Origin of the sequence: Paenibacillus borealis, from assembly GCF_000758665.1 — a bacterium.
Taxonomy (GTDB): domain Bacteria; phylum Bacillota; class Bacilli; order Paenibacillales; family Paenibacillaceae; genus Paenibacillus_AQ; species Paenibacillus_AQ borealis.
Map to the genome: position 1 here is coordinate 832626 of NZ_CP009285.1, position 23744 is coordinate 856369.

Annotated in this window: 14 protein-coding genes and 4 pseudogenes; 17 read left to right on the plus strand and 1 reads right to left on the minus strand. The window is 45.0% G+C overall.

The window, feature by feature from the left end:
* Positions 1 to 112: 112 nt before the first annotated feature.
* Both PBOR_RS34850 and PBOR_RS03645 read left to right on the plus strand, forming a co-directional pair.
* Positions 113 to 977 (plus strand): annotated as a pseudogene (locus tag PBOR_RS34850) (RtcB family protein); the annotation flags it as partial.
* A 277-nt stretch (positions 978 to 1254) separates the two neighbouring features.
* The gene (locus tag PBOR_RS03645; RefSeq protein WP_042210516.1) at positions 1255 to 1866 is read left to right on the plus strand and encodes a tetratricopeptide repeat protein; all 612 of its coding nucleotides are present in this window, start codon (positions 1255 to 1257) and stop codon (positions 1864 to 1866) included.
* A 42-nt stretch (positions 1867 to 1908) separates the two neighbouring features.
* Here PBOR_RS03645 and PBOR_RS37920 read toward each other — a convergent pair.
* Positions 1909 to 2570, minus strand: a pseudogene (locus tag PBOR_RS37920) (transposase); the annotation flags it as partial.
* 628 nt (positions 2571 to 3198) lie between these two features.
* Here PBOR_RS37920 and PBOR_RS03655 point away from each other — a divergent pair.
* The 15 genes and pseudogenes from PBOR_RS03655 (at position 3199) to PBOR_RS03725 (ending at position 23742) form a co-directional block, all read left to right on the plus strand.
* Positions 3199 to 4281: a hypothetical protein gene (locus PBOR_RS03655; RefSeq protein WP_042210518.1), complete on the plus strand. Its 1083-nt coding sequence runs from the start codon at positions 3199 to 3201 to the stop codon at positions 4279 to 4281.
* Between the two features lie 5 nt (positions 4282 to 4286).
* Positions 4287 to 4796 (plus strand): hypothetical protein, encoded by a 510-nt coding sequence (locus PBOR_RS03660; protein WP_042210519.1) that lies wholly within the window; start codon positions 4287 to 4289, stop codon positions 4794 to 4796.
* Positions 4786 to 5064 (plus strand): hypothetical protein, encoded by a 279-nt coding sequence (locus tag PBOR_RS03665; protein ID WP_042210520.1) that lies wholly within the window; start codon positions 4786 to 4788, stop codon positions 5062 to 5064. The genes PBOR_RS03660 and PBOR_RS03665 overlap by 11 nt, the downstream gene beginning before the upstream one ends.
* Before the next feature lie 5 nt (positions 5065 to 5069).
* A pseudogene (locus PBOR_RS34855) lies at positions 5070 to 5779 on the plus strand (tRNA-dihydrouridine synthase); the annotation flags it as partial.
* Between the two features lie 91 nt (positions 5780 to 5870).
* Positions 5871 to 6441 (plus strand): annotated as a pseudogene (locus PBOR_RS34860) (SF0329 family protein).
* Positions 6386 to 7075, plus strand: a complete 690-nt coding sequence (locus PBOR_RS03680; RefSeq protein ID WP_167549505.1) for a hypothetical protein — start codon at positions 6386 to 6388, stop codon at positions 7073 to 7075. The pseudogene PBOR_RS34860 and the gene PBOR_RS03680 overlap by 56 nt, the downstream one beginning before the upstream one ends.
* Before the next feature lie 70 nt (positions 7076 to 7145).
* Positions 7146 to 8069 carry a tetratricopeptide repeat protein gene (locus tag PBOR_RS03685; RefSeq protein WP_042210522.1) on the plus strand — a complete coding sequence of 308 codons (924 nt, stop codon included), beginning with the start codon at positions 7146 to 7148 and terminating at the stop codon, positions 8067 to 8069.
* 86 nt (positions 8070 to 8155) lie between these two features.
* Positions 8156 to 9025 carry a gamma-glutamylcyclotransferase family protein gene (locus tag PBOR_RS03690; protein WP_052429314.1) on the plus strand — a complete coding sequence of 290 codons (870 nt, stop codon included), beginning with the start codon at positions 8156 to 8158 and terminating at the stop codon, positions 9023 to 9025.
* Positions 9022 to 9438: a hypothetical protein gene (locus PBOR_RS36800; RefSeq protein WP_042210524.1), complete on the plus strand. Its 417-nt coding sequence runs from the start codon at positions 9022 to 9024 to the stop codon at positions 9436 to 9438. Before PBOR_RS03690 ends, PBOR_RS36800 begins: the two co-directional genes overlap by 4 nt.
* Before the next feature lie 233 nt (positions 9439 to 9671).
* The gene (locus PBOR_RS03700; RefSeq protein WP_042210525.1) at positions 9672 to 10622 is read left to right on the plus strand and encodes a helix-turn-helix transcriptional regulator; all 951 of its coding nucleotides are present in this window, start codon (positions 9672 to 9674) and stop codon (positions 10620 to 10622) included.
* 61 nt (positions 10623 to 10683) lie between these two features.
* Positions 10684 to 13593 (plus strand): PD-(D/E)XK nuclease family protein, encoded by a 2910-nt coding sequence (locus PBOR_RS03705; protein ID WP_042210527.1) that lies wholly within the window; start codon positions 10684 to 10686, stop codon positions 13591 to 13593.
* Positions 13586 to 16828, plus strand: coding sequence for a UvrD-helicase domain-containing protein (locus PBOR_RS03710; RefSeq protein ID WP_042210528.1), 3243 nt, complete (start codon positions 13586 to 13588; stop codon positions 16826 to 16828). The genes PBOR_RS03705 and PBOR_RS03710 overlap by 8 nt, the downstream gene beginning before the upstream one ends.
* Positions 16829 to 17255: 427 nt before the next feature.
* Positions 17256 to 20324 carry an anti-phage-associated DUF499 domain-containing protein gene (locus tag PBOR_RS03715; protein ID WP_042210529.1) on the plus strand — a complete coding sequence of 1023 codons (3069 nt, stop codon included), beginning with the start codon at positions 17256 to 17258 and terminating at the stop codon, positions 20322 to 20324.
* Positions 20321 to 20908 carry an anti-phage-associated DUF3780 domain-containing protein gene (locus tag PBOR_RS03720; RefSeq protein WP_042210530.1) on the plus strand — a complete coding sequence of 196 codons (588 nt, stop codon included), beginning with the start codon at positions 20321 to 20323 and terminating at the stop codon, positions 20906 to 20908. The genes PBOR_RS03715 and PBOR_RS03720 overlap by 4 nt, the downstream gene beginning before the upstream one ends.
* Complete coding sequence (locus PBOR_RS03725) at positions 20908 to 23742, plus strand: anti-phage-associated DUF1156 domain-containing protein (protein ID WP_042210531.1); 2835 nt, start codon at positions 20908 to 20910, stop codon at positions 23740 to 23742. The genes PBOR_RS03720 and PBOR_RS03725 overlap by 1 nt, the downstream gene beginning before the upstream one ends.
* Positions 23743 to 23744 lie beyond the last annotated feature (2 nt).

The following is a 23744-nucleotide window of genomic DNA, read 5'->3' on the forward strand; positions in this document are numbered from 1 at the left end:
CTATTACTAACAGCTCATCAGACCGGATGACGGAGACCGGATTCACGGGTTCGTTCCATTCGCCCGCGGACGCCTTCCCTTGAGCCTGAAGCTTCGGTACAAGAACGATTGAACCAGCTTGACTGTTGAAGAGATCCGGCCCAAGCTTGCAAAGATTATGGATGAGATTGCCCGTAGAATTTCCTTCGGAGTAGGCCGTGTTAATAAGGAGAGGGTCGATCATGAGCTTTTTGACGATCCAGACTGGGCTGTTTACATAGCGGTAGGCAGACAGGAGCACGACAAGCTGAAAGCTCTGGCCCAGAGTCAGCTAGGCACGGTCGGCAGCGGTAATCACTTCGTAGATTTGTTTGAGGAAGCCCGAACAGGCCGGGTATGGATCACCAATCATTTTGAAAGCAGGGGGTTCGGCCATAAAACAGCGAGCGGTTTCCTTAACCTGGCTGCGGGCAGGGATTATGTGATCCGGCAAGTATTAGCCATCCTGGGAACGGAAGCGGACCTCGAAGTGCATAACCATCATAACTACGCTTGGAAAGAAACACATGGCGGCAAAGAAGTCGTCGTCCGCAAAGGGGCGACCCCGTCGGCGCCGGGCCAGGTTGGTTTCATCGGCGGCAGTATGGGCGATATATCCGTAATCGTTAAAGGGAAGGACAGTAAGGAAAGCGAAGATTCTTACTACAGCACAGTACATGGAGCAGGACGAATCATGAGCCGCACCCAGGCGGCAGGCAAAATGAACTGGAAAACCCGCACCCGCAGCGGCGGCCAAATCTCGACAGCGCAAATGCTGGAGGCTGTCCGGGATTTCGGTGTTGAGCTGCGCGGTGCAGGCACGGACGAGAGTCCTTTTGTGTACCGGAAGCTTCAAGAAGTACTGGATGCGCACGCCGAAACCATTGAGATCATGCATGTGCTGAAACCGATTGGTGTGTATGGCTGGGGCGGATGAGTTTGATCCGTATAAGGATTGAGGCGGAGGAACTTGGGGGTTAAACTGCCAAGTACAAAAAAGTGAACGATTGAGGACCGGATGAATGGAGAGGGTGAAAACCCGGAGCCAATAAGCCAGTCCTCTGTTTTTTATGGAGGAGAATCACATGTCCTGGAGCAAATTGAAACAACAACTGGGGGGCTTTCTGAGCTATTGGAGGATTTTTCTAGTTCTTTAAAGGTTTTTATGTATATTTGTAGAAAAGCATCATATGAAATAAATTGCTATATTAAAAAAATGTTAAGGAGTGTCCATGTATGAATCACCGGTTACAACCATTGATGGATCAAGGAGTTGCCTTAAAGCGACAAGGAAACTTAGAAGGGGCGAGAGATTGCTATATTCAAGCTTTAAAGGAAGACCCCACTGAAATGATGATTTATATTAATCTCGGGAAAGTTGCTCATTTGCTCCGATCTCAGGATCTAGCGATACGATCCTATCTGGCATCCGCCCACTTGCAAATCGGGCCGGTTGAAGCCGCTATTCAAAATAACCAACTACCGATGCATCTAAAAATTCAGTACGATAGTTTCTCGAAAGACGTACTTGTTCAGCTTCCTAAAAAATCCGCTTTTATTATATTTATCGACCCTAATACGTCTAGACATTTGGCCCATTCGCTTATAGACTTATCACCTGATAAGATGCGAGGCAATCCCGAGCTTTCTCCGTACGCAGAAATATATCATGCACATATATTCGGAAATGGATCGTATGAGTCAATCATACAACGACACCGTCTAACGTCCAGCGATCAAATAAACATGGACGAAGAGACGTATATTCCTCTTGGGCGGAAGTTCCTTGTCGAACATTTGAAATGGGATCAGCTTTCAACGACCGATGTTTTAAAGCTCTATTTTTAACTATAAATCAGCAAAAACGGATACAGAAAATGCCAATAGTACTTAGACAACATTGAATCGCTCATATATCGTCTGAAACGGAATCCCCCTTTGAGCGCAGTCGTAGACATACCGAAGCCGGTCTTGCTGGAGCTGCTTTCGTACCCTGCGAAGTCCTTCGCCAAAAGGACCGGGTTGTCCCAAACCGACCGTGCAATACAGATGTGTCCAGGCCAAAAGTGCCCAAAAGCGGGAAAAACGCCTTGGCGGAACGAACTTGGTAGGTGTCAAAACCCAAGTTGTTTTTGGATTGGCGAAAGAAGATTTCGATGGGCCAGCGTTTAGCATAGTACGTGGCAATCGATTCGGTTTCCAGTGAAATATCCGTACAACAAAAGGCGCGCAGAGCTTTCGGTTCACCAAAAGCCTGCTTCGGCCAACAGAGTAAGACCACGGCATTTGCTATTCCATTCAGCACTCCTTCGTAACGATACATCCAAGTACGACGAACCGTTCACGGTAAAGAGGCGAACGTCTTCTTTTCGGATATGCTTTGCGAAGTCTTGCACCGAAGTTCGGATGCCTTGAGGATACAATATCCGGTTGGTTTTCAGTGCTCCAATAAAGTGGTAGCCTGCGGCAGCATACGCATCGATGACGCGAGGACAGGGAAAGCAGGAATCTACCAAACAATATCCGCCGTGGGTCGGAAGAGGCAGTGTCTTCGTGGTGACTACTTTTTAACACAAGGAAAGCACTTTGTCTCTATTCTTTTGTGTTTTACATTTTACTGGAAGTGAATTTGCTCATTTATAGTTTTAAATAAAATCTGATGCGGCACTCTAGATAAACATAGATTTTGAGGGCTTTAACCGGTATTCAGTTTGTTCAATGTATCGTTTCACGATGAAATTACAATATTTCTCGACAAGCTCTATGACATGGTAAATACGAGCTGACTGTCTAAATTTTACAGAAGGTGCATTAAAGCGAGCAAGGAAATGGCAACGAAAAAATCGTAATTACTCAAGAAGGAAACGCAAAGCAAAAACAATAATAAAGGTGGGGTACCACTTGGAAATAAAGTTGCCGAAATCTCTATTCGATAAGTTTGAAGCCGCCGACCTTGACATGGAGGTCTCACTTGCTTGGGTGCTGGGTTATGTCCGGCATGAGTTTACTCAGCAACTGGACTCTGGTCTTTTAGACTTCTCGTTCAATGAATACATAACCATCGACATCCCCGACGATATAATCCAGCAGCTCCGGTTTCACATTCATCCTGAAGTCAGTCTGGATCAAATTGCCCATTTCCTTTGTTTGCTAGCATTCGCATTAGGAGGGAATGAGTAAGTGACTAAGCCAACACCTGCATTAAACGTTTTTGAAAATTCGCTACTCCAACTGGATCAGCTGGAGCAGAATATCCAGCTAATCCACCGAGATATTTTGAATATCAGCTACCTGGAAGTGAATCGCTCTCCGTCGGCGCTCGATGGCTACGATTATGCGTTTGCACTTGTATTTGGGGTGCTCGGCGGTATTGCCTCTTCCAACAAGCGAATCGAGGTTATGCTCGACAAAGTACATACTGATTCATCCAAATCGAACCCGAAAGCATTCCTCGGCAAGCTCCTTCAACATAATGGGGATGAAATCGACCAAGCGACGATGTCAGGTGGCCTCAAGGGATTTATCAATCGCGATTATGAGAGCAGGCCAGAGGTTGGTTTTCATCGGCTGATGCGAGGACATGACCCTTTTTCTATGTCTGGTGACAATCCGTTTCAGTTGCTCTGTAATCAGCATGGCCTTCTAAAAGGCATTCTGCAAGTGTTTCGACATCTTACAGCCGACACATTCTCGAAGCAAGGGTTGCCAATTCCATTCCATTCCTTTTTTGATTATGAAAAAGACGGTAAGCTGAGTAACTGGCTGCTCAAGATTACCAAAGAAAGCGTCAAAGCAGCCGATGTCAACCAGGTAACGGCTTTTAATCATATGTTTACAGTCCGCATGCAGGATATTGGAGTCCAAGGGTTGGTATATGCACTGTGTCGGGCTTATTTTTTCGCTCATGACATTAAAGATGATATCCGAAAATCGCAGGTAAAGATTATTGCGTATACAAGCTGTTTTTTTACACATGGGATTACTGGTATGGTTCGTCAGGGAGGGGTGCCTTATATCAATTGGCCAACGCTCTCGATGCTAATGAAGGAGATGTTTGTTCTTTTTAAGCTTAACTATCAGGAAATTAAATCATTGGAGCGGGTAACAGCTTCACTTGTAACGGAGAACCGGTTGTTGGAGAGGAAAGTGTACGAAACGGGTAACTCGCTCGTCAGCCATGTAGACGGAAGCGGGTATATACGGGAGCTTCAAAAGCAGGATAGAATTTTCGAGGATTTGGTTGATTTTTTTGAGGAGGACTAACGAATATGCCATTACCAATATTAGTACCGATTATCGCCGCGCTGGGCGGCGTAGTTGCGGGGACTTTATCCCGTCAGCCCGAAGTTAACCGTCTAAAGCAACAGGTTCGGACGCTACAAGCCGAAATTCAAAGGCTTCAGGCGCTTGTGAAAGAGCAGGATCGGCAGATCAAGGAGCTTAAGATTCGTTACAACGCACTCAAGGCGTACCAGTTTACCGAAAAAATAAAGCAAAAGTCCAAGCTGAAGGGGGCATTAATGTTTCAGTATTCTTTCAAAGAATATATGGATCTTCTTGTGGCACAGGCCAGAGGGGGGAATTATGTTCTGGTTGACGATGAGACGTACTTTTTCAATTCATTCGAACATCTTATGAACACTAGAGAGATTTCTGTCGAGGAGAAGCTGCTAATTCGTACCTACATCCGAACGAAGTACGCTTATGAAATCGATAACCAGATTGAGCCTCAGATGGGAGATATTGTGGAGAAGGTGGAGAAGATTAATGTGGCTTAAATCTGTTCTGTGGTACTTGCTGTACTACCTGAAATATTTGGCTGCCGGAGCGCTTGTTAGCGCAATTGTTGCCATTTTCTTTCCTCCCGCGGCATTGGTTATAATGGGCATAATGCTTCTCGGGGGCCTTCCCGCGGCTTACAAGGATTTGAAGGAGAAACGAGTCCCCGTTATGAAAGCAAAGCAGATCAATAAACGCTACGCTAAACTAAAAAACGAATTTGAAGGATTTGAAGAGGCGCTACGGTTAACGAAACGCAATATGTAGGACGAAGCGGCCTGATCTGTCATCCCGTACTTGCAGCAGCGATCATCCAGGCAGCCAAAGCCGGGGGACTGCCTGTCATTGTAAAAACAAGGCTTGGATTCACTGACATAGACGAATGGTGTGATTGGTTAACCCATATCCTGCAGCAAGATATTGTGAATCTGTCCATTCATCTACGCAACAGAGAGGAAATGAGCAAGGTTGATGCCCACTGGGAGCTAATTTCGGAGAGCAAGAAGCTGCGCGATGAGATGGCACCACATACCCTGCTGACCATTAACGGGGATATCCCGGAATGTCAGACGGGCCTTAAGCTTGCAGAAGAGTATGGTGTGGATGGAATATTATGAATCAGGCGCGGAATTTTTCATAATCCGTTTGCGTTTGAACTGGAGCCCAAGGAGCATAGCAGCGCGGGACTGCTTGATCTGCTACTCCCACATCTGGATCTCTATGATGAGTACTCCGGACAGAAATCACGTTCCTTCAGTCCGTTGCAACGCTTCTTCAAAATATACTTCCGCAGCTTCGCGGGGCAAGTGAATTAAGAAACACCTTAATTAATACTAAGTCAACAAGTGAAGTGCGTGCGCTGCTAGATGAGTTTGGGAGTAAGGAACAGGATGGGGCAGAGGAACATGGGACTAAGCTTCCGAATTTGGAGAGCTCTGTATATAGAATAGAAATAAACATGAAACGGTTAAGGACCGGCTGAAATGGGAAGGGGAAAACCCGGAGCCAATAAGCCGTTTCTCTGTTTTGTTTAGGGAGGAAGACACATGTCTTGGAGCAAATTGAAGTAGCAACTGGAGGGCTTTCCCAGTCCTGCGTTAGTAGGTAGAGTAGAATACCGGGCGTCGGGTTACCGTTATCTACCTGATAAATCAGGGATTATAATATCTCGGTGGATAAAAAGAACATACTCAATATGGGTGATAAATCAAACCAGATCAGATGGTATCAGACAGAGCTGGAAATTAAGAATGCTCCGGATATACATATTACAGTCACAATTAACGACATTGAAGTGGTAAGACAAGCCGCCAAAGGGCCTGTGCCAGAGATGCGCCTAATCGTAATGGCCAGAAGCAGAAAAAATATGGAACATGCCAAAGAGCTGATGGCAGCACAGGCTGCACTCGTTAAATCGAATTTCATCGTGGTGGCTAATATATTTCTGACAACTCCTATAGAGAAGAGCTTGGAGATTGATGATATGGTATTGAATATTCTGGCTTTGGTGGACAGACGAGTTGGCAAAAGCAGATTTTGATCATGGACGTGAGGATAGAGTTGAAGCATCCGGTAGTGGGGTATTTCAATGAGCTGCGAAAGTCGAGTAATTGGAGTTGGAAGCTGCGTGAGGTCATGTTTTAATCAGCTTCCCAATAGCAAGGATTGGGTCAAAGTTTTTTTCCTAAATAATGATTCTGTATTAGCTTCTTTCTGCGCAGACCACAGATTCAATTACAGAGAGAAGGGTTACTTTGACGGACTGGACGGCGGTATAATACATGCACAAAATGGAATGGAAAAGTTAAATGATCCAATTGTTGCATTAGTAAATGAATCATTATGTGCGGCAGTAATCATTATTTGCTTTATGGGCGGGGACTCGGCACATGGCTTGCGTAATCTTATCAACAGTATTCGGACTACCGGTAGTCCGGTATACCTGATTTCAAGCATCCCCTTTGCTGCGGAAGGCAAAAGGAAGAGGGCAAATTTCAAAGAATGCCTTAATTCTGTTGTTGATAGGTTGAGTGGCATTTATCTGCTTGATCTGGAAAAAGTCATTCAACATGCAGTTATGAGCACTACGGGACAGACATTGCTGGAATTTTTTCGATTCTGTGATGCAGTCATTCTCGATTTCTTCAGTATTTTTGTGTGCGAACTTGAAGAAGCAGATAAGAAAGAACGATATATTTATTCATATGATCATTTAGAATCTGAGCTCATTGTCCAAAAGGTGTCGAATATTCGAGATGGGTTGTATGCTCTATTATAATTAGTCATAAGATCATAGGCATATCTTAAATCTAGTAGATCTCAAAACCCTGAAAGGAAGAATGGTCAGAATGACATTTGACGAAGAACTTTACTTGTTAGAAGAAGAGTGCGAGGGTTTGCCTCAACGCTTAACACGAGAACGGATAATCCAATTCCTCAAGGATAAGATACAGACCCTTAGCGGAACAGATCTCCAGTTGGCTTACGAGAATTTGGCCCGGTTCTATTTGGACCAGGGGACCGACATCAAAGAAAATTTCATGAATGCCCATGAAGCAAGAATGTATTTTCAAAAAGTCTTAGACTCTGAGGTTTCGCAATCTCTCCGGGATGCTGCGACCTATCATCTTGGACATGCTGCGTTGTTGGAACGTAATCCAAGGGAGGCATTGAAGTGGTTTGAACGAGCGCTATCAAGCGAATGTATTGATCGTGGGCGGAAGGTTAAGGCGTACTACCATGCTGCCAGATGTTCAGTTCATATGCAAGAATATGATAAGGCCAGAGAATATCTTGATTCCGGTAGAGCCTTGGATACTACCCATAAATACCAGACGGAATATGAGGATACATATTATGTGATTCAGATCCCGCGAGTGGAGCGCCAACTCAAGCCCTATCGGTTATGCATCCCAGGGGAAAATCCACGTGAATTAACGAATCACGAAGTGGTTGAGCTGGAGGATAGCAGTTATGTCATTCTCGATATCCGATCTGAACTTCATCCTAAAGCTTTTTATCGGGAAGGGAGCTTGGTCCTCACTGAAGGGTTCGCGCACATGCTGATTTCCTTATCATGCAAAGAAAATCACAGTGATGACTATTGGCTAATGAATCATTTCGAGAAGTTACAGCTGCAAAGTTTAAAGGTGATTGTGGCTAGGCAAAATCAGCGATTTCAAAAAGCGGAGATACCTGTTAAAATTGCTCGCAAACAAGGGAAATACGTCTATGAGGGGCCTGATCTTGGCGTGCTAACCATACTTGAATAGCTATTGCATAAGACTGGTAACATTGCTGTTACTAGTCTTATGTCATTCTAGTGGTGTAAATCATAACACACTGGAGGATGACGAGAATGGTGAAACTATTTGTATACGGAACACTTCGGAGGGACGAACGAAACCATAGATTACTGGGTTGTAGCTCAGTAGATACCCAAATAGCCTTTGCTAAAGGGGGACTGGTGGATACAGGTATTGGATTTCCTGCCATGACCTTATCAATGGATCGACTCGTTAATGGTGAGCTATACGAAGTAGGGATAGAAGAGTTACTTCGAGTAGACGTACTTGAAGGATTTTATGGACCTGGCGATTCACGGAATTATTATGAACGAATGCAAATCGATGTTCAAACGGACAAACGAGTCATAAAAGCTTGGGCTTACATTCAGCAGCGACCCATTCAGGGGCAGGTGATCCCCTATGGGGATTGGAAGCTTTATCGGATGTGCGAGGGCCAGAATATCCTTTATTTTGCATACGGCAGTTGCATGGATCTGAAGCGTATCGAAGAAGCTGGTGTGGCTGATTGGTTCACTCAGGTCGTAGGCCGCGGAATCATTAACAATTGTAATCTGCAATTCACACGAAGAACGGCTGACGGGGGCAGGGCAGACATTGTAGAGACAGGCGGATATACGGAAGGCAAACTATATTATATACCTAAGCAAGCTCTCGAAGGATATTTATATGGACGTGAGGGTGTAACGGGGAATATTTATAGACCAATCGTTATAACAGTTCAAGGAGAAAACGGACAAAGGTATGAAGCCTTAACCTTCGTAGTCGTGAATAAACAAGAGGAAGTTGAGCCGCCAAACTGGTACATGGAAGAAATCCTGCGGGGGGCCTTACCGATTGTATCGAAGGGTTACTATTTGTCGTTAGTGGACCGTTTTGTTTCTAAGTTTGGTTACCCATTAAAAGAGGCGGAGAGGGGATGAAGGTTATCCTAAGCAAACATCCGAAGCCATCGTTAGGAATTATCACAGATCAACAATTGAAACAATTAAAAATGGAGCATTTGAAGAAGAGGGGATTTCGGCAGGACGCCCAATCCTGGACTAATGGAACTACAAGGGTTAGATTATCCCTAGTAAATGATGCAGAGATTCCTTTGAGTGTTTTTACTAGTATTGTAGAAAAGAGCATCCAAGCTAGTAATTTGAAAAAGCAAAAGCAAAAGCAAAAGCAAAAGCCAAAGCAAAAGGCAAAACCAAAGCAAAAGGCAAAACCAAAGCCAAAAGAAAAACTAACAAAGCGCCGTGCAAAACGTAATCTTGACGAGGATTATAGTAAACAGGATGCGATGGAGCATCGATTGCCTGGTAGTTTCGAAGGTGGTAAGAGGAGATGATTGAGTTGCAGGATTCTAAATGAACAGGGTCCCTCAGGCTTTTTTGCTGATTCCCGATTTCGATAAGGCCTAAGATAAGGTAATGGTCACGCCGCGAATAATCAGATTTTTGCATTGTTATCAACAAACGTACGTTCCCTGACAACTATTGGTTACGTTTAAAAGGTATACTGGATAAAAGAGTAACTTTTCTACCTGATATTTATGAATAGTACTAAGGAGAATGAATAATCATGGTCGAGAAAATTATCCGTATCCTTAACATCATTAATGCAATTCAATCCAATCCGGGGATCTCCGCAGCTGATTTAGCTTTTAAATGTGATGTAGATGTACGAACGATTTATCGTGATCTACGGTTGCTCGATACAATTGCTCCTATAACGAATACAGGTAAAGGGACTGGCTACCGTTTCATGGGCAAGTTCTTTATGTATCCCCTTAATTTCTCAGAACAAGAAGCCCTGGTATTCTCTCTGTTACCTTCGATGGTAGATGAGGATAAACTCCCTCCTGGATTTCATACGGCATACGATAAAGTCATGTCGACACATCATAAAGAAAAGTCTAAACAAAATAGCATTATAGAAGATATCACCAATATTATTCAGATGGGTACTCCAGCATATCGGAAGGAAAGTCCCAATTTTCTACAACCGATTATTCAGGCGATTCTAGAGCAAAGAACGATTGAGACTGTCTACCATACCCAGTATCGTAATGAAACTACAGAGCGTAAAATTGATCCTTACTACCTCGTGCCACGTGATCAACGCTTCTACTTAATCGGGTATTGTCACACAAAGCAGGATATTCGAACATTCCGGATTAGTCGATTTCATAAGGTGGAGGGTACAGCACAGTCTTTTGATAAAAGTGATTTTAATATTAAGAAATATCTTAAAAATACATGGTCAATTGAACAAGGTGAGCAGAATATAACCTTTAGGGTGCGCTTTAGGGCTGAAGTTGCTAGATACATCAAAGAGGAAGAGTTATTTGTTCACCCGCGAATGAAGGATTGTAAGGATGGCAGCATGATTTTTGAGGTGACAGTAAATAACGAAAAAGAGTTTATCCGGTGGATTCTGCAGTACGGGCCTGCTGCTGAAATATTAGAGCCAGCTTCAGTACGAGAAACGTTAAAAGCTCAATTGGCTCTGTGGACTGAAATGTATAAATAAGACTAAGCAGGAACGGCTAAATTTTACTCGAAATAAACAAGGTAGGAAGGATGTGGGTCTCTTGAACCATAATTGGTTTGCGGATTTGTATGAAATATGCAATAACGATCCCTTTCGTAGAAAGATCCTCCTTGTGGATCATTATGATCAGGGTGAGCAGTGGCTGAATTGGATAACAAAGGAACACGGCCCACTTTTAGGTGTGGAAACAGAAACGTTAAGGTCACTCGTTGTGAAGCGGACCAAACCGGAACTGGTGAAACGAGGGCTTCATCTTTTAAATAGTAAACAGACGTTCTGGGTTGTCCAAAATCTTATGGTTGATATGGTAGAGCAACAGGATGAATACATAACAGTTGAGATGATTACACCAGGTATTGTTCAAAGCTTTCATCACGCGATTGAAGAACTCCGAGGGGCGGGGATTTGCGCTTCAGAGCTTTCTATCGCTGTTTTTGAACATGAGAAAAAAGGTCTCTACATCAATAAGTTACTCTCTCTATATGAACACTGGCTAGAACAGAATAATTCTACTGATTTTGCAGGTCTGCTTGATTACATACCAGAAGCTGATACAACCGCGAATAACCATCTCTTCATCCTTAGAGATTTGGGGCGGTTCTCTTCTGTGGAGAAAGAAATGCTGAATCGCATCGCTGGAGATAGACTGCTCATTCTTCCGCAAACTGGGGCTTTCCCGTCATCCCTGCAGAATGGTGATCATGTTGCTGTTCAGCTGTACCATGCCACAGGAACTTTAGCTGAGATTCGCGAAGCATTACGACGTATCTGCAATCAAGTTAATTCTTTCGATCAAGCAGAAATCGTTGTTTCTAATTATGAGGCTTATTGTTCAACGATATATACGCTCAGCCAAGCTCTCGATATTCCTTGTACATTTTCCCAAGGTCTGCCCGTCACTTATACAAAGGTCGGAAAGGCTGCGCTGGTTTATCTCGAATGGCTGGAATGCAACTACGATGTAGAGTGCTTACTTAAGGCTCTTCGGCACGATTATATATCAATTCTTCAACTTGGAGAACCCGTGGATCAGGCTGATCTCATCCTTGCTTTGGAGCAAAGCGGAATTGGTTGGGGAAGAGAACGGTATTCCATGTTAGAGGCCGCAGATAATGCTGAGTTAAAGGGTAAACACATTGAAGCGACTAGGTTGTTAGATCTGGCGTTTAAAGGATTGTTTCAAAAAGTGCCTGATTCGCGTCAAGTAACGTGGACTCCTATGGTGATTTTGCACGCATTGATAGATTTTCTTGAAAAACACACCGTTCCGAACAGTGATGCTGACTCATACGTTATCACTGAACTGATCGATCAAATGAAGCTGCAGGAGGTTGTCTCTCCACGTACATTGTCCAGCGAGACCGCGCTGCGTTATGTAAAAGAAATGGTAGAGGGTATTCGTATCTCTGGTAGCGGACCCTCTTGCGGAAAGCTGCATATTTCTTCGCTTCAAGATGGCGGCATATCGGGAAGAACTCAGACGTATATCCTAGGCATGAGTAATGAGGCTTGGTCCTTACAGCTCCGGCAGGATCCTGTATTACTGGATATGGAACGCAGGAATCTGGAGGGGTTACTCTTATCTACTGAGCGGACTGAGCATATTATTCGTGAACGTGAGACCCGATTAGGATTGCTATCAGGACAAGTTACATTGGGCTATTCCAGCTATGATCCGGCAGAGCAGAAGGAAACCATTCCGGCTTTTGCGTTATTACAGGCTGCTAGAATAGTGACGGACGATCCCCAGATGGATCTGACTGGACTAGGACAGGTACTGGGTAGACCGGTTGGATATATGTCGATTGACCCGAATGGAGAGCATTTGTTGGATGGGACGGATCGCTGGCTTGGACGGTTCCACACTGAGGGGAAACTGCAAAATGGCTTTTCATCAATACGTCAATCCTTTCCATTCGCCGCTAAGTTGGAACAAGCAGAGATGCGAATTAGCGAAGGAGCCCTATCAGAATATGAAGGAATGCTCTCGATGGATACCTTTGCGGTTCGTTATCTAAACAATCCTGAGACGTATATTAGTGTGACGCAGCTCGAACGATATGCGGAATGCCCCAAGAGGTTTTTCTTTTCCCAAGTACTGAAGCTCAGGGTAAAGGAGACTGCTGAATTCGATCGTTCCAAATGGCTGGATGCGGCTAGCAGAGGCAGCTTGCTTCACAGTATCTTTTACCTCTATCTGAAAGAGATGGCTGCAGGTTCTATACATGAGGATAGGCTTAAGCATGATGAACACAGGCTTCAGGAAATCACAGAGCAGGTCATCCGTGAGTATGAAGCGAAGGTGCCGCCGCCAACTCCCCATATTTATCATAAAGAATGCGATTCGCTGCGACGTGATGTCGCCATTTTTTATCAGATGGAGCAGAAAGCTCAGGGACGGCCACGTTTTTTTGAGCTCGAATTGACATTAGACGGACAACCCATGAGCGTCAGGCTGGATAATGGTCTTGTCATTAGAATGAAGGGATTTGTGGACAGGGTTGATGAGATCGGGCCGCACAAGTACAAGATCTATGATTACAAAACAGGCAGTCCGGCGAAGTATGACGAGAATGAGTATTTCTCACAGGGGACGCAACTGCAGCATGCGCTGTATGCAGTTGCGGTTGAACAGTGGCTTAAGCATACCAGTATGGACCCGGAGGCGCGTGTGGTAGAGTCAGCCTATTACTTCCCAACGGAACGAGGCAAAGGCGATGAAGTATCCCGGGTTCAAAATAAGACGGCTGAGCTTTCGGAGTTAGTGGGACATTTATTAGCTTCGATGGAGTCAGGAACATTTACTGCAACAACAGAGTCGAAACGATGTTCCTATTGCGATTATGGAGCGGTGTGCAAGAATGAATCAGAACGTACGAAGGCAAAATGGAATTTAGAACCCAATAGTCCATTGCTTTACCATATCAAGGAGGTAGAGCGTTTTGGTTGATGATAGGGCGGCCAGAGAGCGAATTGCAGAGATACTAGACCGGACGTTGATGGTGGAAGCAGGGGCTGGATCGGGGAAGACAACATCACTCGTTGGCCGAATGATTGCTCTGATAGAGTCAGGAAATGCCATGGCTGAGCAGATTGCTGCCATTACGTTCACACGGAAAGCAGCGGATGAGCTGAAGAGCAGGTTCAGATTGGAGCTGGAGCGGCGGATCCGTAAGGCGATTGAACCGCAGAAGGCTCTGTTGCAGCGTGCTTTACAGGAGATCGATCGGTGCTATATTGGCACAATTCATTCTTTTTGCGGCAGACTGCTTAGGGAGAGACCGATTGAGGCGAGACTGGATCCCATGTTCCGTGAGATTGAAGAAGATGAAGCTAACTTATTGCAGGACCAATGCTGGGATGAGTATCTGGTGAGCTTGATCGAGAACGGCCAGGAAAATGGGATGGCGGACCTTGCGTCCTTGCATGTAAACGTGGAGGACCTACGCCAGGTATATAAACGGGTATGCGGCTATACCGATGTACACATTGAGACGGTTGCCGCTCCTAGACCTGACTTTGCCCTTATTCGCTTATCTCTGCCGCAGATGATAGCAGAAGCTGGGCATTACATTCCAACACAGAAGCCTGCACAAGGCTGGGACGCGCTGCAGACAATGGTTCGTGATGGCCGAAGATTACTTATACTACACGGACTTGATGATGATATGCGTATACTGCAGCTCGCATTGATGTTTGAGCGAAAAATCAATGTTACCTTAAACAGGTGGACAGACAGTGCTATGGCAAAGGAATACAAAATTATGTTCATGGAATGGCAAAGCCGCGTCTTGTGTCCCTTCCTTGGTGCTTGGCGGGAGTATCTATATCCGCAGTTGATTGATTTTGTCAGACCAGCTGTTGCTTATGGAGCACACAAGCGAAACGAACTAGGCGTTCTGGACTTTCAGGATCTGCTGATGCGGGCAACAGCGTTACTCCGTGAGCATGAGCATGTACGGCTATTTTTTGCTACTCGTTATACACGTCTGTTCGTAGATGAATTTCAGGACACTGATCCCATTCAGGCAGAGCTCATGTTTCTGCTGACAGGTGATGATCCGAAAGAAGCGAATTGGAGACGGATCACTCCCAAACCAGGTTCTTTATTTATTGTGGGTGACCCGAAACAATCTATTTACCGGTTCCGGCGCGCGGATATTTCTACCTATAATTGGGTCAAAAACAAGATCAGTTCCTGTGGCGAGGTCCTGCAGCTAAGTGCGAACTTTCGCTCAATCCACCATCTTGGGCAATTCACAAATGATGAATTTAATGCCCGGTTTCCAGAGGCTGAATCTGAACATCAGGCGGCTTTTGTACATATGGATACACGAACGACTAATCCGGAGAACGGTGTACAGCATGGAGTCTACACAATGACTTATGCGAAAATGGCTGGAGGCCAGGCGGCGATTGCCGAAGCGGATGCAGACCGGGCTGCTCGTTATATTGCCTGGGCTTGCAGTGGTCAACTGAAGATTCAGGAGAAGCAGCCGGGAAGTGACGGTGGCTTCCTTGTAAGGGATGCAACTCCAAGTGATTTCCTGGTACTGCTGAAACGAAAAGATTTTCTGCACTTATACGCTGCAAAGCTGGAGCAGTATGGAGTACCCTCTGTTACGGCTGGAAGTTCGGCGATTTACGAAGAGATCGGTGCTCTTGCTGTGCTGGCAAGTTGTCTTAATGACCTTGGAGATCCAGTATCCCTGCTAGCTGTGCTGAAGGGGATACTATTTAGTTGCAGTGATAATGCACTCTTCCATTATAAGATGCAAGGGTTTCCGATAACCTATACTACTTTACCGAATCGGGCAGAGGTCGGGACGATAGCACTGCCAGTATATGAAGCACTGGTACGACTCGCTGAATACGCGGATCTGATCCGGAAGATGCCGGCATTACCGGCACTGTTACATATCATAGAGGATCTGGGGATGATTCCCCTCGCAGCAGTTAGTATGACCGGCCGGGCGCGTGCCGGAACATTGATTAAACTGCTACATTTGCTGCACAAGGACAGCCTAGTTGCAGCAAGTTGGCCGGAACTGAGCTCGTATCTGATGCGGGTCGTAAAAGAAGCGAAGCTAGAGTGTGGAGATCTGTTCGCAGGTGAGCAGGATGCTGTTCGCATTATGAACCTACATAAGGCCAAAGGGCTTGAGGCACCAGTGGTTATCTTGGCGTGCCCTTGCGGGGAGTCTGACCATGATGCCGAAGAGCATGTGGACCGGATGGGAGATTCCGCGCGCGGATATTTCAGCATCACGCGGCGAAGAGGATATCAGGAGGATGTGATTGCTCATCCACCAGGCTGGCAAGAACTCGCTGAGCGGGAGCGATTGTATATGAATGCGGAGAAGGAACGACTGCTGTATGTCGCCGCTACCCGCGCCAAACAGCTTATGATCATTAGCCGATATCCGGACCAACCAGCAAAAGACCCGTGGAGCAGCTTCGACAGCGGGATTCAGGAAGATATAGAGCTGGATGATCCTGTAGTTATGCCTGAGGTGCCTTCGCGTTATGACGGGGTTCATGATGAGATGGCTGATGAAGATAAGGGCCGTCAGTGGCGAAGCCGGCTAGCAAAGCCGACGTATCAGACGACTTCGGTAACGAAACTGGCGAAGTCTGGAGCCGTTCAGCCGCCTCGACCGCTTGCGGGCAGAGGCATGGCGTTCGGCAGCGTGGTTCATCGCTGCATTGAACTGCTTGGGACTGGCGCGGAATCCGGGCAGATAGAGCTGCACATCAGGATGATCGCTGAAGAAGAGGGCATGGACGAGGCACTCATTCCTGACGTGCAAACGATGCTGGAAGATGTGGTGAATCATCCGCTGTGGCGGCGAGCGCAAGCAGCAAAGCGGATGATTCATGAGTTGCCGCTGCGTACGGTGATGACGGATATAGATCTGGAGACCGATGCTTCGACAGTAGGTTCCACAGCAAAGACGCTATATTTAAAAGGCGTTATTGATTTCCTCTTTGAAGAGGAGGATGGCTGGGTAGTTGTTGATTTTAAGACGGATGTGTACGAAGAAGGGCAGCTGGCTGCGTTTGTTGAGTTCTATAAGCCACAGATTATGGCTTATAGGGGAGAGTTGGAGAGGGCGTTTGGGATGACGGTGAAAGAGATGGGGCTTTATTTTTTGCATGGGAATGAGTATGCGGTGTTAGAGTAGTATTACGGTCCATTCTTAGTTAACTAAAATATCCGTTTCGACTTTACTGATATTTTTAGAGAGCGAAATATATTTATAGCGTGGAGATGAACAGGCACGTTCCTTATTATTTTTTAGTAAGGGGCCACCTGTTTTTTTGAGTTATTACGGATAGCTATTAAAGTTAATATTTTATCTTTACATTTATTCTTTAAATAGGGATTTGCCTTTACAGATAGCCAGGTGAAGCTGCAATAATAGACTAAGGAGATGAGCAGAAATGGAAACGCTATTGAGCGGTTATGAAAAAAATCTAGCAAACACAAGATTAACGCTATGCAATACCACGCCAAACGATAAAAATGTATAATTAAAGATATATTATAATCCCCATGCCTCAATAATCCAGACGTCCATGCTGGGTTAAGGTAAAAGAAGGAGTTTATAAATGAGAACAATTAAATCAGCGTGTCAATTACAACCCAAAGCCCTCGAAATAAATGTAGGTGATCAAATTGAGCAATTGGATCAGATTATTAATGATACCAACGGGCATGATTACTTTATGAAAACGTTCATAACAGATGGAATGAAGACTCTTCTTTCCAAGGGTATAGCTCGTCTTGCCGGAAAGTCCAACGATACTGTATTCCATCTTAAACAGGCTATGGGCGGCGGTAAAACGCATTTGATGGTTGGATTTGGGCTCCTAGCAAAGGATTCGGCTCTTCGAGAGACACTAATAGGATCTATGCCATATCAATCAGGTTTTGATTCGGCAAAGATAGCCGCTTTTAATGGACGTAACAATCCCCATACTTATTTCTGGGGAGAAATTGCTCGTCAGTTAGGTAAAGAGGGCCTCTTCAGGGAGTATTGGGAATCCGGTGCAAAGGCTCCGGATGAACAATCATGGATAAAACTGTTCGATGGTGAAGAGCCTATCCTTATTCTCTTGGATGAGATGCCTCCATACTTCCATTATTACAGCACTCAGGTTTTAGGGCAAGGTACGATAGCAGATGTGGTTACCAGAGCCTTTTCAAATATGCTTACAGCAGCTCAAAAAAAGAAAAATGTCTGTATTGTCGTATCTGACTTAGAGGCTGCCTATGATACTGGTGGGAAGTTAATCCAACGAGCTCTTGATGATGCGACACAAGAACTGGGGCGTGCTGAGGTTTCGATTACTCCAGTTAATTTGGAATCAAATGAAATCTATGAAATTCTTCGAACGCGACTCTTTCTTTCAAGGCCGGATAAGAGCGAAATCGCAGAAATTGCCTCAGTCTATGCTTCAAGGCTGGCAGAAGCAGCAAAGGCAAAGACGGTTGAGAGAAGTGCGGAGGCATTAGCCACTGATATTGAATCAACCTACCCTTTCCATCCGAGTTTCAAGAGCATTATTGCCCTGTTTAAGGAAAACGAAAAATTCAAACAAACGCGTGGTTTGATGGAATTAGTCTCGCGTCTATTGAAATCGGTCTGGGAAAGCAAAGAAGATGTTTATCTAATTGGTGCCCAGCATTTTGATCTTTCTATCCACGATGTTCGTGAGAAGTTAGCTGAAATCTCAGAAATGCGGGATGTGATTGCAAGAGACCTCTGGGATTCTACGGACAGCGCCCATGCGCAGATAATCGACATCAATAACGGGAATCAATATGCCAAACAAGTTGGAATGCTTTTGCTCACAGCAAGCCTTTCTACTGCTGTCAATTCTGTAAAAGGGCTAACTGAACGTGAAATGCTTGAATGCTTGATCGACCCTAATCATCAAGGAAGTGATTTTTTAAGCGCATTTAGTGAGCTTCAAAAGTCCGCCTGGTATTTACACCAGACCCAGGAAGGGCGACACTATTTCAGCCATCAAGAAAATTTAACGAAGAAGCTTCAGGGATATGCGGATAAAGCTCCGCAAAACAAGGTAGATGAATTGATACGCCATCGCCTTAATGATATGTATAAACCGGTAACCAAAGAAGCCTATGAAAAAGTGATGCCTTTGCCTGAAATGGATGAAGCTGAAGCTGCTCTTAAAACAGGACGTGTACTTTTAATAGTCAGTCCAGATGGGAAGACTCCTCCAGGTATTGTTTCTAATTTTTTCAAGGCATTGGTTAACAGAAATAATATACTGGTCTTGACTGGCGACAAGTCATCTATTGCCAGCATTGAGAAAGCCGCCCGCCATGTCTATGCAGTAACAAAAGCGGATAATGAAATTCCTGGTTCACACCCGCAACGCAAAGAATTAGACGAGAAGAAAGCTCAATATGAACAAGATTTCCAAACCACCGTTCTTTCAGTATTCGACAAACTTCTCTTTCCTGGGAAAAATCAGGGCGAAGAAGTACTTAGGCCGAAAGCGCTCGATAGTACATATCCGTCGAATGAACCCTATAATGGTGAAAGGCAGATCATAAAAACATTGACTTCAGATCCTATCAAATTGTTTACCCAAATTACCGAAAATTTTGATGCGTTACGCGCCAGAGCAGAGTCGTTGCTTTTCGGCTCTCAAGATGAAGTGCGCAAGACAGATTTGATTGATAAAATGAAGCAGAAGACTCAGATGCCGTGGCTTCCAAATCGTGGATTTGACCAGCTGGCTATTGAGGCATACCAGCGTGGAGTGTGGGAAGACTTAGGGAATGGATACATTACTAAAAAACCGAAGCCTAAGACAACAGAGGTCATTATCAGCGAAGACTCTTCTCCGGATGACTCAGGCACGGTGCGTTTGAAAATTGATGTGATGAATGCAGGCAACAGTCCTCGAATTCACTATACAGAAGATAGTGAGGTTTCGGAAAGCAGCCCAGTACTAAGCGACAATACACTGTCAACCAAAGCATTGAAAGTTCAATTTCTTGCCGTCGATCCTACTGGAAAGAACCTGACTGGTTCCCCAAATACATGGAACAACCGTCTAACACTGCGCAACCGATTTGACGAAGTTTCCAGGACAGTTGAACTGTATGTCGCACCGAGAGGTAGAATTAAGTACACTTTGGACGGTTCTGAAGCTAGAAACGGGACGGAATATACAGGTCCTATTCAATTGGGATACGAAGACGCGACAGTTTATGTTTTTGCCGAGTGTGATGGTCTTGAGGAAAAGCGAACCTTTACTTTTGCTAAGTCGGGCTCCAAGGAGGTTCCCATTATTAAAGAGGTTCCCGCGACCTTGTATAGCCCTTCACCAAAACGATTGGATAGTTCCTCGAAAACGTATGAGGGGCTGAAAATGGCTAAGGAGAAAAGTATTGAATTTGAACAGGTGACGCTGATGGTGGGCTCTGCACCAAAGGCGATCTATCTTTCTCTTGGTGAAATTAAGATTAGTGCAGAGTTTATTGAGAAGGAGCTGATACATCTTCAATCCCTCCTTAGCCCGGACACACCGGTTATTATGACATTTAAAAAGGCCTATACACCAACCGGTTACGATTTAGAGCAATTTGCCAAACAGCTTGGCATTGAGATAGGAAATGGAGAGGTAGAACAAAAATGATCAGCACTACAGATTTCGGAGCGCCAACAGAATTTGGGATGCACCATTTTTATGCGGAGATTCCTCCAGCTCCACGAGATGCAATCTGTATTTATGAGGATTTTGGTTTCGGTGGCGATGAAACTCGACGTGAAACGGTTGAATGCAGGCTGGTTCTTGCTCGGGAGCTTTGGAACAAAATCCGTGATGACGCCAGACGCGATTTTAATGCACGCTTGAAAAGCAAAAAGCAAAGCACCGGCAGTTGGACAATTGGAAAAGTCAAGCTGGACCGCTTTCTGGGTAGAGAGTTATGCGTCTTGGGTTGGGCAGCGGAGCATGCTTCACCGGATGAGTGCCTTGTCATATGTCAAAAGTGGCTGGCATTGCGTCCCGAGGAGCGTTGGTGGCTTTACAGCAAAACGGCCTCGGAGGCAGGACATGATGATCAGTCCGGGCGAGGCTGGCGCAAAGCACTTTACTGCGCCTTGTCTGACGGTTCGAATATTAGACTGGAACCCAAAAAGAAGCCAAAGACTAAACAGAAGCCCGAACAACAAGAGACACTGACGCTTTTTGATTTCATGGAAAAGGGAGATATTTAATGGCACTAGTACCATTTGAATGGAAAGATAAACCGGCACTGATTGAGCATCTTTTTCCAGTGCAAAAATTATCTGCTGAGAGCTACAAAGAACAGATGGCCAATACAGGTAAAGCCCTTACTGCTCTTGGTAGCTACTGGAAAGGACGAAAGCCGCTTATTCTAAGTAAAGCATGTATATTGGGGGCGTTGCTTCCTGCTACAGAGGATCGGCTTCAAGATCTGGAGATATTTGAGCTATTGATGGGGATGGATTCGGATTCGATGCAAAAACGGCTTGAAGAAAAACTCCCTGCGTCCAAAAGAGATACTGTTGGTGAACTTTTGGTCCTTCCTTACAATGAACAGGTGAAAGCTGCTAAACGCCCTGATGAGATTGGGGATTCACTTAGTATTCATATTTGGACAAAGGTTAACCAGTACCTTGGCACTTCGGCTGCCTCCTTTCCTGAACTAATAGAACAAATCGGGACAGCACGCTATGGGCGTCGCCCTAAAGTAGCGGATGTTTTTTGTGGGAGTGGGCAAATCCCTTTTGAAGCAGCTCGCTTAGGATGTGATGTTTATGCTTCGGATCTTAACCCTATCGCCTGCATGCTCACTTGGGGAGGCTACAATATCGTTGGTGCTAGTGAGGAGAAGCGAATTAAGATTGATAATGATCAGGAACATCTAGCAAGAAAAGTTAGAAAAGAGCTTGAAGAGCTTGGTGTTGATTCGGACGGCAATGGATGGACAGCAAAAGCATATTTGTATTGTAATGAGGTGGTTTGTCCTGAGTCCGGTTGGAAGGTTCCATTACTGCCAACTAAGGTGATAAGTCAAGATTATATGGCAGTTGCAGAACTCATCCCGCTTCCAGATGAAAAAAGGTATAAGATTGATATTCGCTTTGTAAATAGTGAAGAGGATATTAAAAATGCTAAAGTGGGAACCGTGCAGGGTGCTGATTTGGTTCATAGCCCTGATGGGGCGAATATTTATAGAGTAAGTCTAAAGTCAATTCGTGGAGATTATAAGGACAGTAGAGATACCAAAAATAAACTGCGGCTTTGGTCGAAGACCGACTTCATTCCGCTTCCTGGCGATATCTATCAAGAAAGACTTTATTGTGTTCAGTGGCAAAATAAAATCGATGGAAAAAACCAGGTGCAAATAAGACCTGTAACTCCGGGCGACGAAGAACGTGAGCAAAAGGTCATAAACTATGTCCGTGAACATCTTGAGGAATGGCAGGATAAAGGATACATCCCGGATATGGTCATTGAAAAGGGTTATAATACGGATCAGCCAATTCGCGAACGGGGATGGACCCATTGGCATCATTTGTTTAATCCGAGACAGTTGATGGTTAATGGCTTAATCAATAAATATTGTGATGCTTATTTGGCGCCCAACTTTGCGCAACTATTGAATTACAATAGCAGATTATGTGTGTGGCATAGCGCAAAGGGACAAGGGGCCGGCAGTATTTCCAATGTATTTTATAATCAGGCACTTAACACTTTATATAATTACGGATGTAGAAGTTTGGAACTCGCACTGAAAAAGATGGCTGATCCTATAAAAAATGAACCATTAACAAATACAGTTCTATTCAGATCCGAAGCCCATCCGGCCCAAGAGTTAGAAGTCGAAAACGACATTTATGTAACCGATCCTCCCTATGGTGATGCGGTCAAATATGAAGAGATCACCGAATTCTTCATCGCTTGGCTTCGTAAAAATCCTCCAAAGGAATTTGCCCACTGGACTTGGGACAGCCGTCGTTCGTTAGCAATTAAAGGAGAGGATGAGGGCTTCCGGCAAGGCATGGTGGCAGCATACCGTAAGATGGCTCAAAAAATGCCGGACAATGGCATCCAGATTCTGATGTTTACCCATCAAAGTGGGACTATCTGGGCGGATATGGCAAACATTATCTGGGCCAGCGGCCTGCAGGTGACAGCGGCTTGGTATGTGGTAACAGAAACCGACTCTGCCTTGCGTCAGGGAGCCAACGTCAAAGGGACTATTATTCTCGTTCTCCGCAAACGTCATCAAGAGCTGGAAACCTTCCGTGATGATCTGGGCTGGGAGATCGAGGACGCGGTTAAAGAACAGGTTGAATCATTGATTGGGCTGGATACGAGGGTACGGGCCCAAGGTTCCGAAGGCCTCTATACCGATGCTGACTTACAGATGGCCGGATATGCCGCCGCATTGAAAGTTCTGACAGCCTATTCTCGTATTGACGGCAAGCAAATGGTTATCGAGGCCGAAGCCCCACGCCAGAAAGGCAAAAAGACCTTTGTAGATGATCTGATCGATTTTTCAGTTCAGACAGCCGTCCAGTTCCTTGTCCCGGTGGGATTTGAAAAAGCTGAATGGCAGAAACTGCAACCAGTCGAGCGTTTCTATCTAAAAATGGTTGAAATGGAACATCAGGGTGTCAAAACATTAGATAACTACCAGAACTTTGCTAAAGCCTTCAAAGTCCGCTACTTTGAACAGTTGCTGAGTGACAGCTCAAAAGCCAATTTTGTACGTTTAAAGCTATCTACCGAGTTTAAGAGTACGTTAATGAATGAAAATGCCGAGATTGGTAGAACACCGCTAAGAGCCTTACTCTACAGTCTTTTTGAACTCTCCAAAGAAGTGGAAGTGGATGATGTGCTGCTGCACCTTATGGAGAACTGTCCTAACTATCTGAATAACAAAGCTCTGCTCGCCAAAATGGCCGACTACCTGGCAGAGAAACGGGAGGGTATTTTGGGAACGAAAGCATCTAATCCCAACGTGGAGGCAAGCTGTGCACGCATACTCGCGGAATCTATAAGGAACCAGAGGTTATAAGA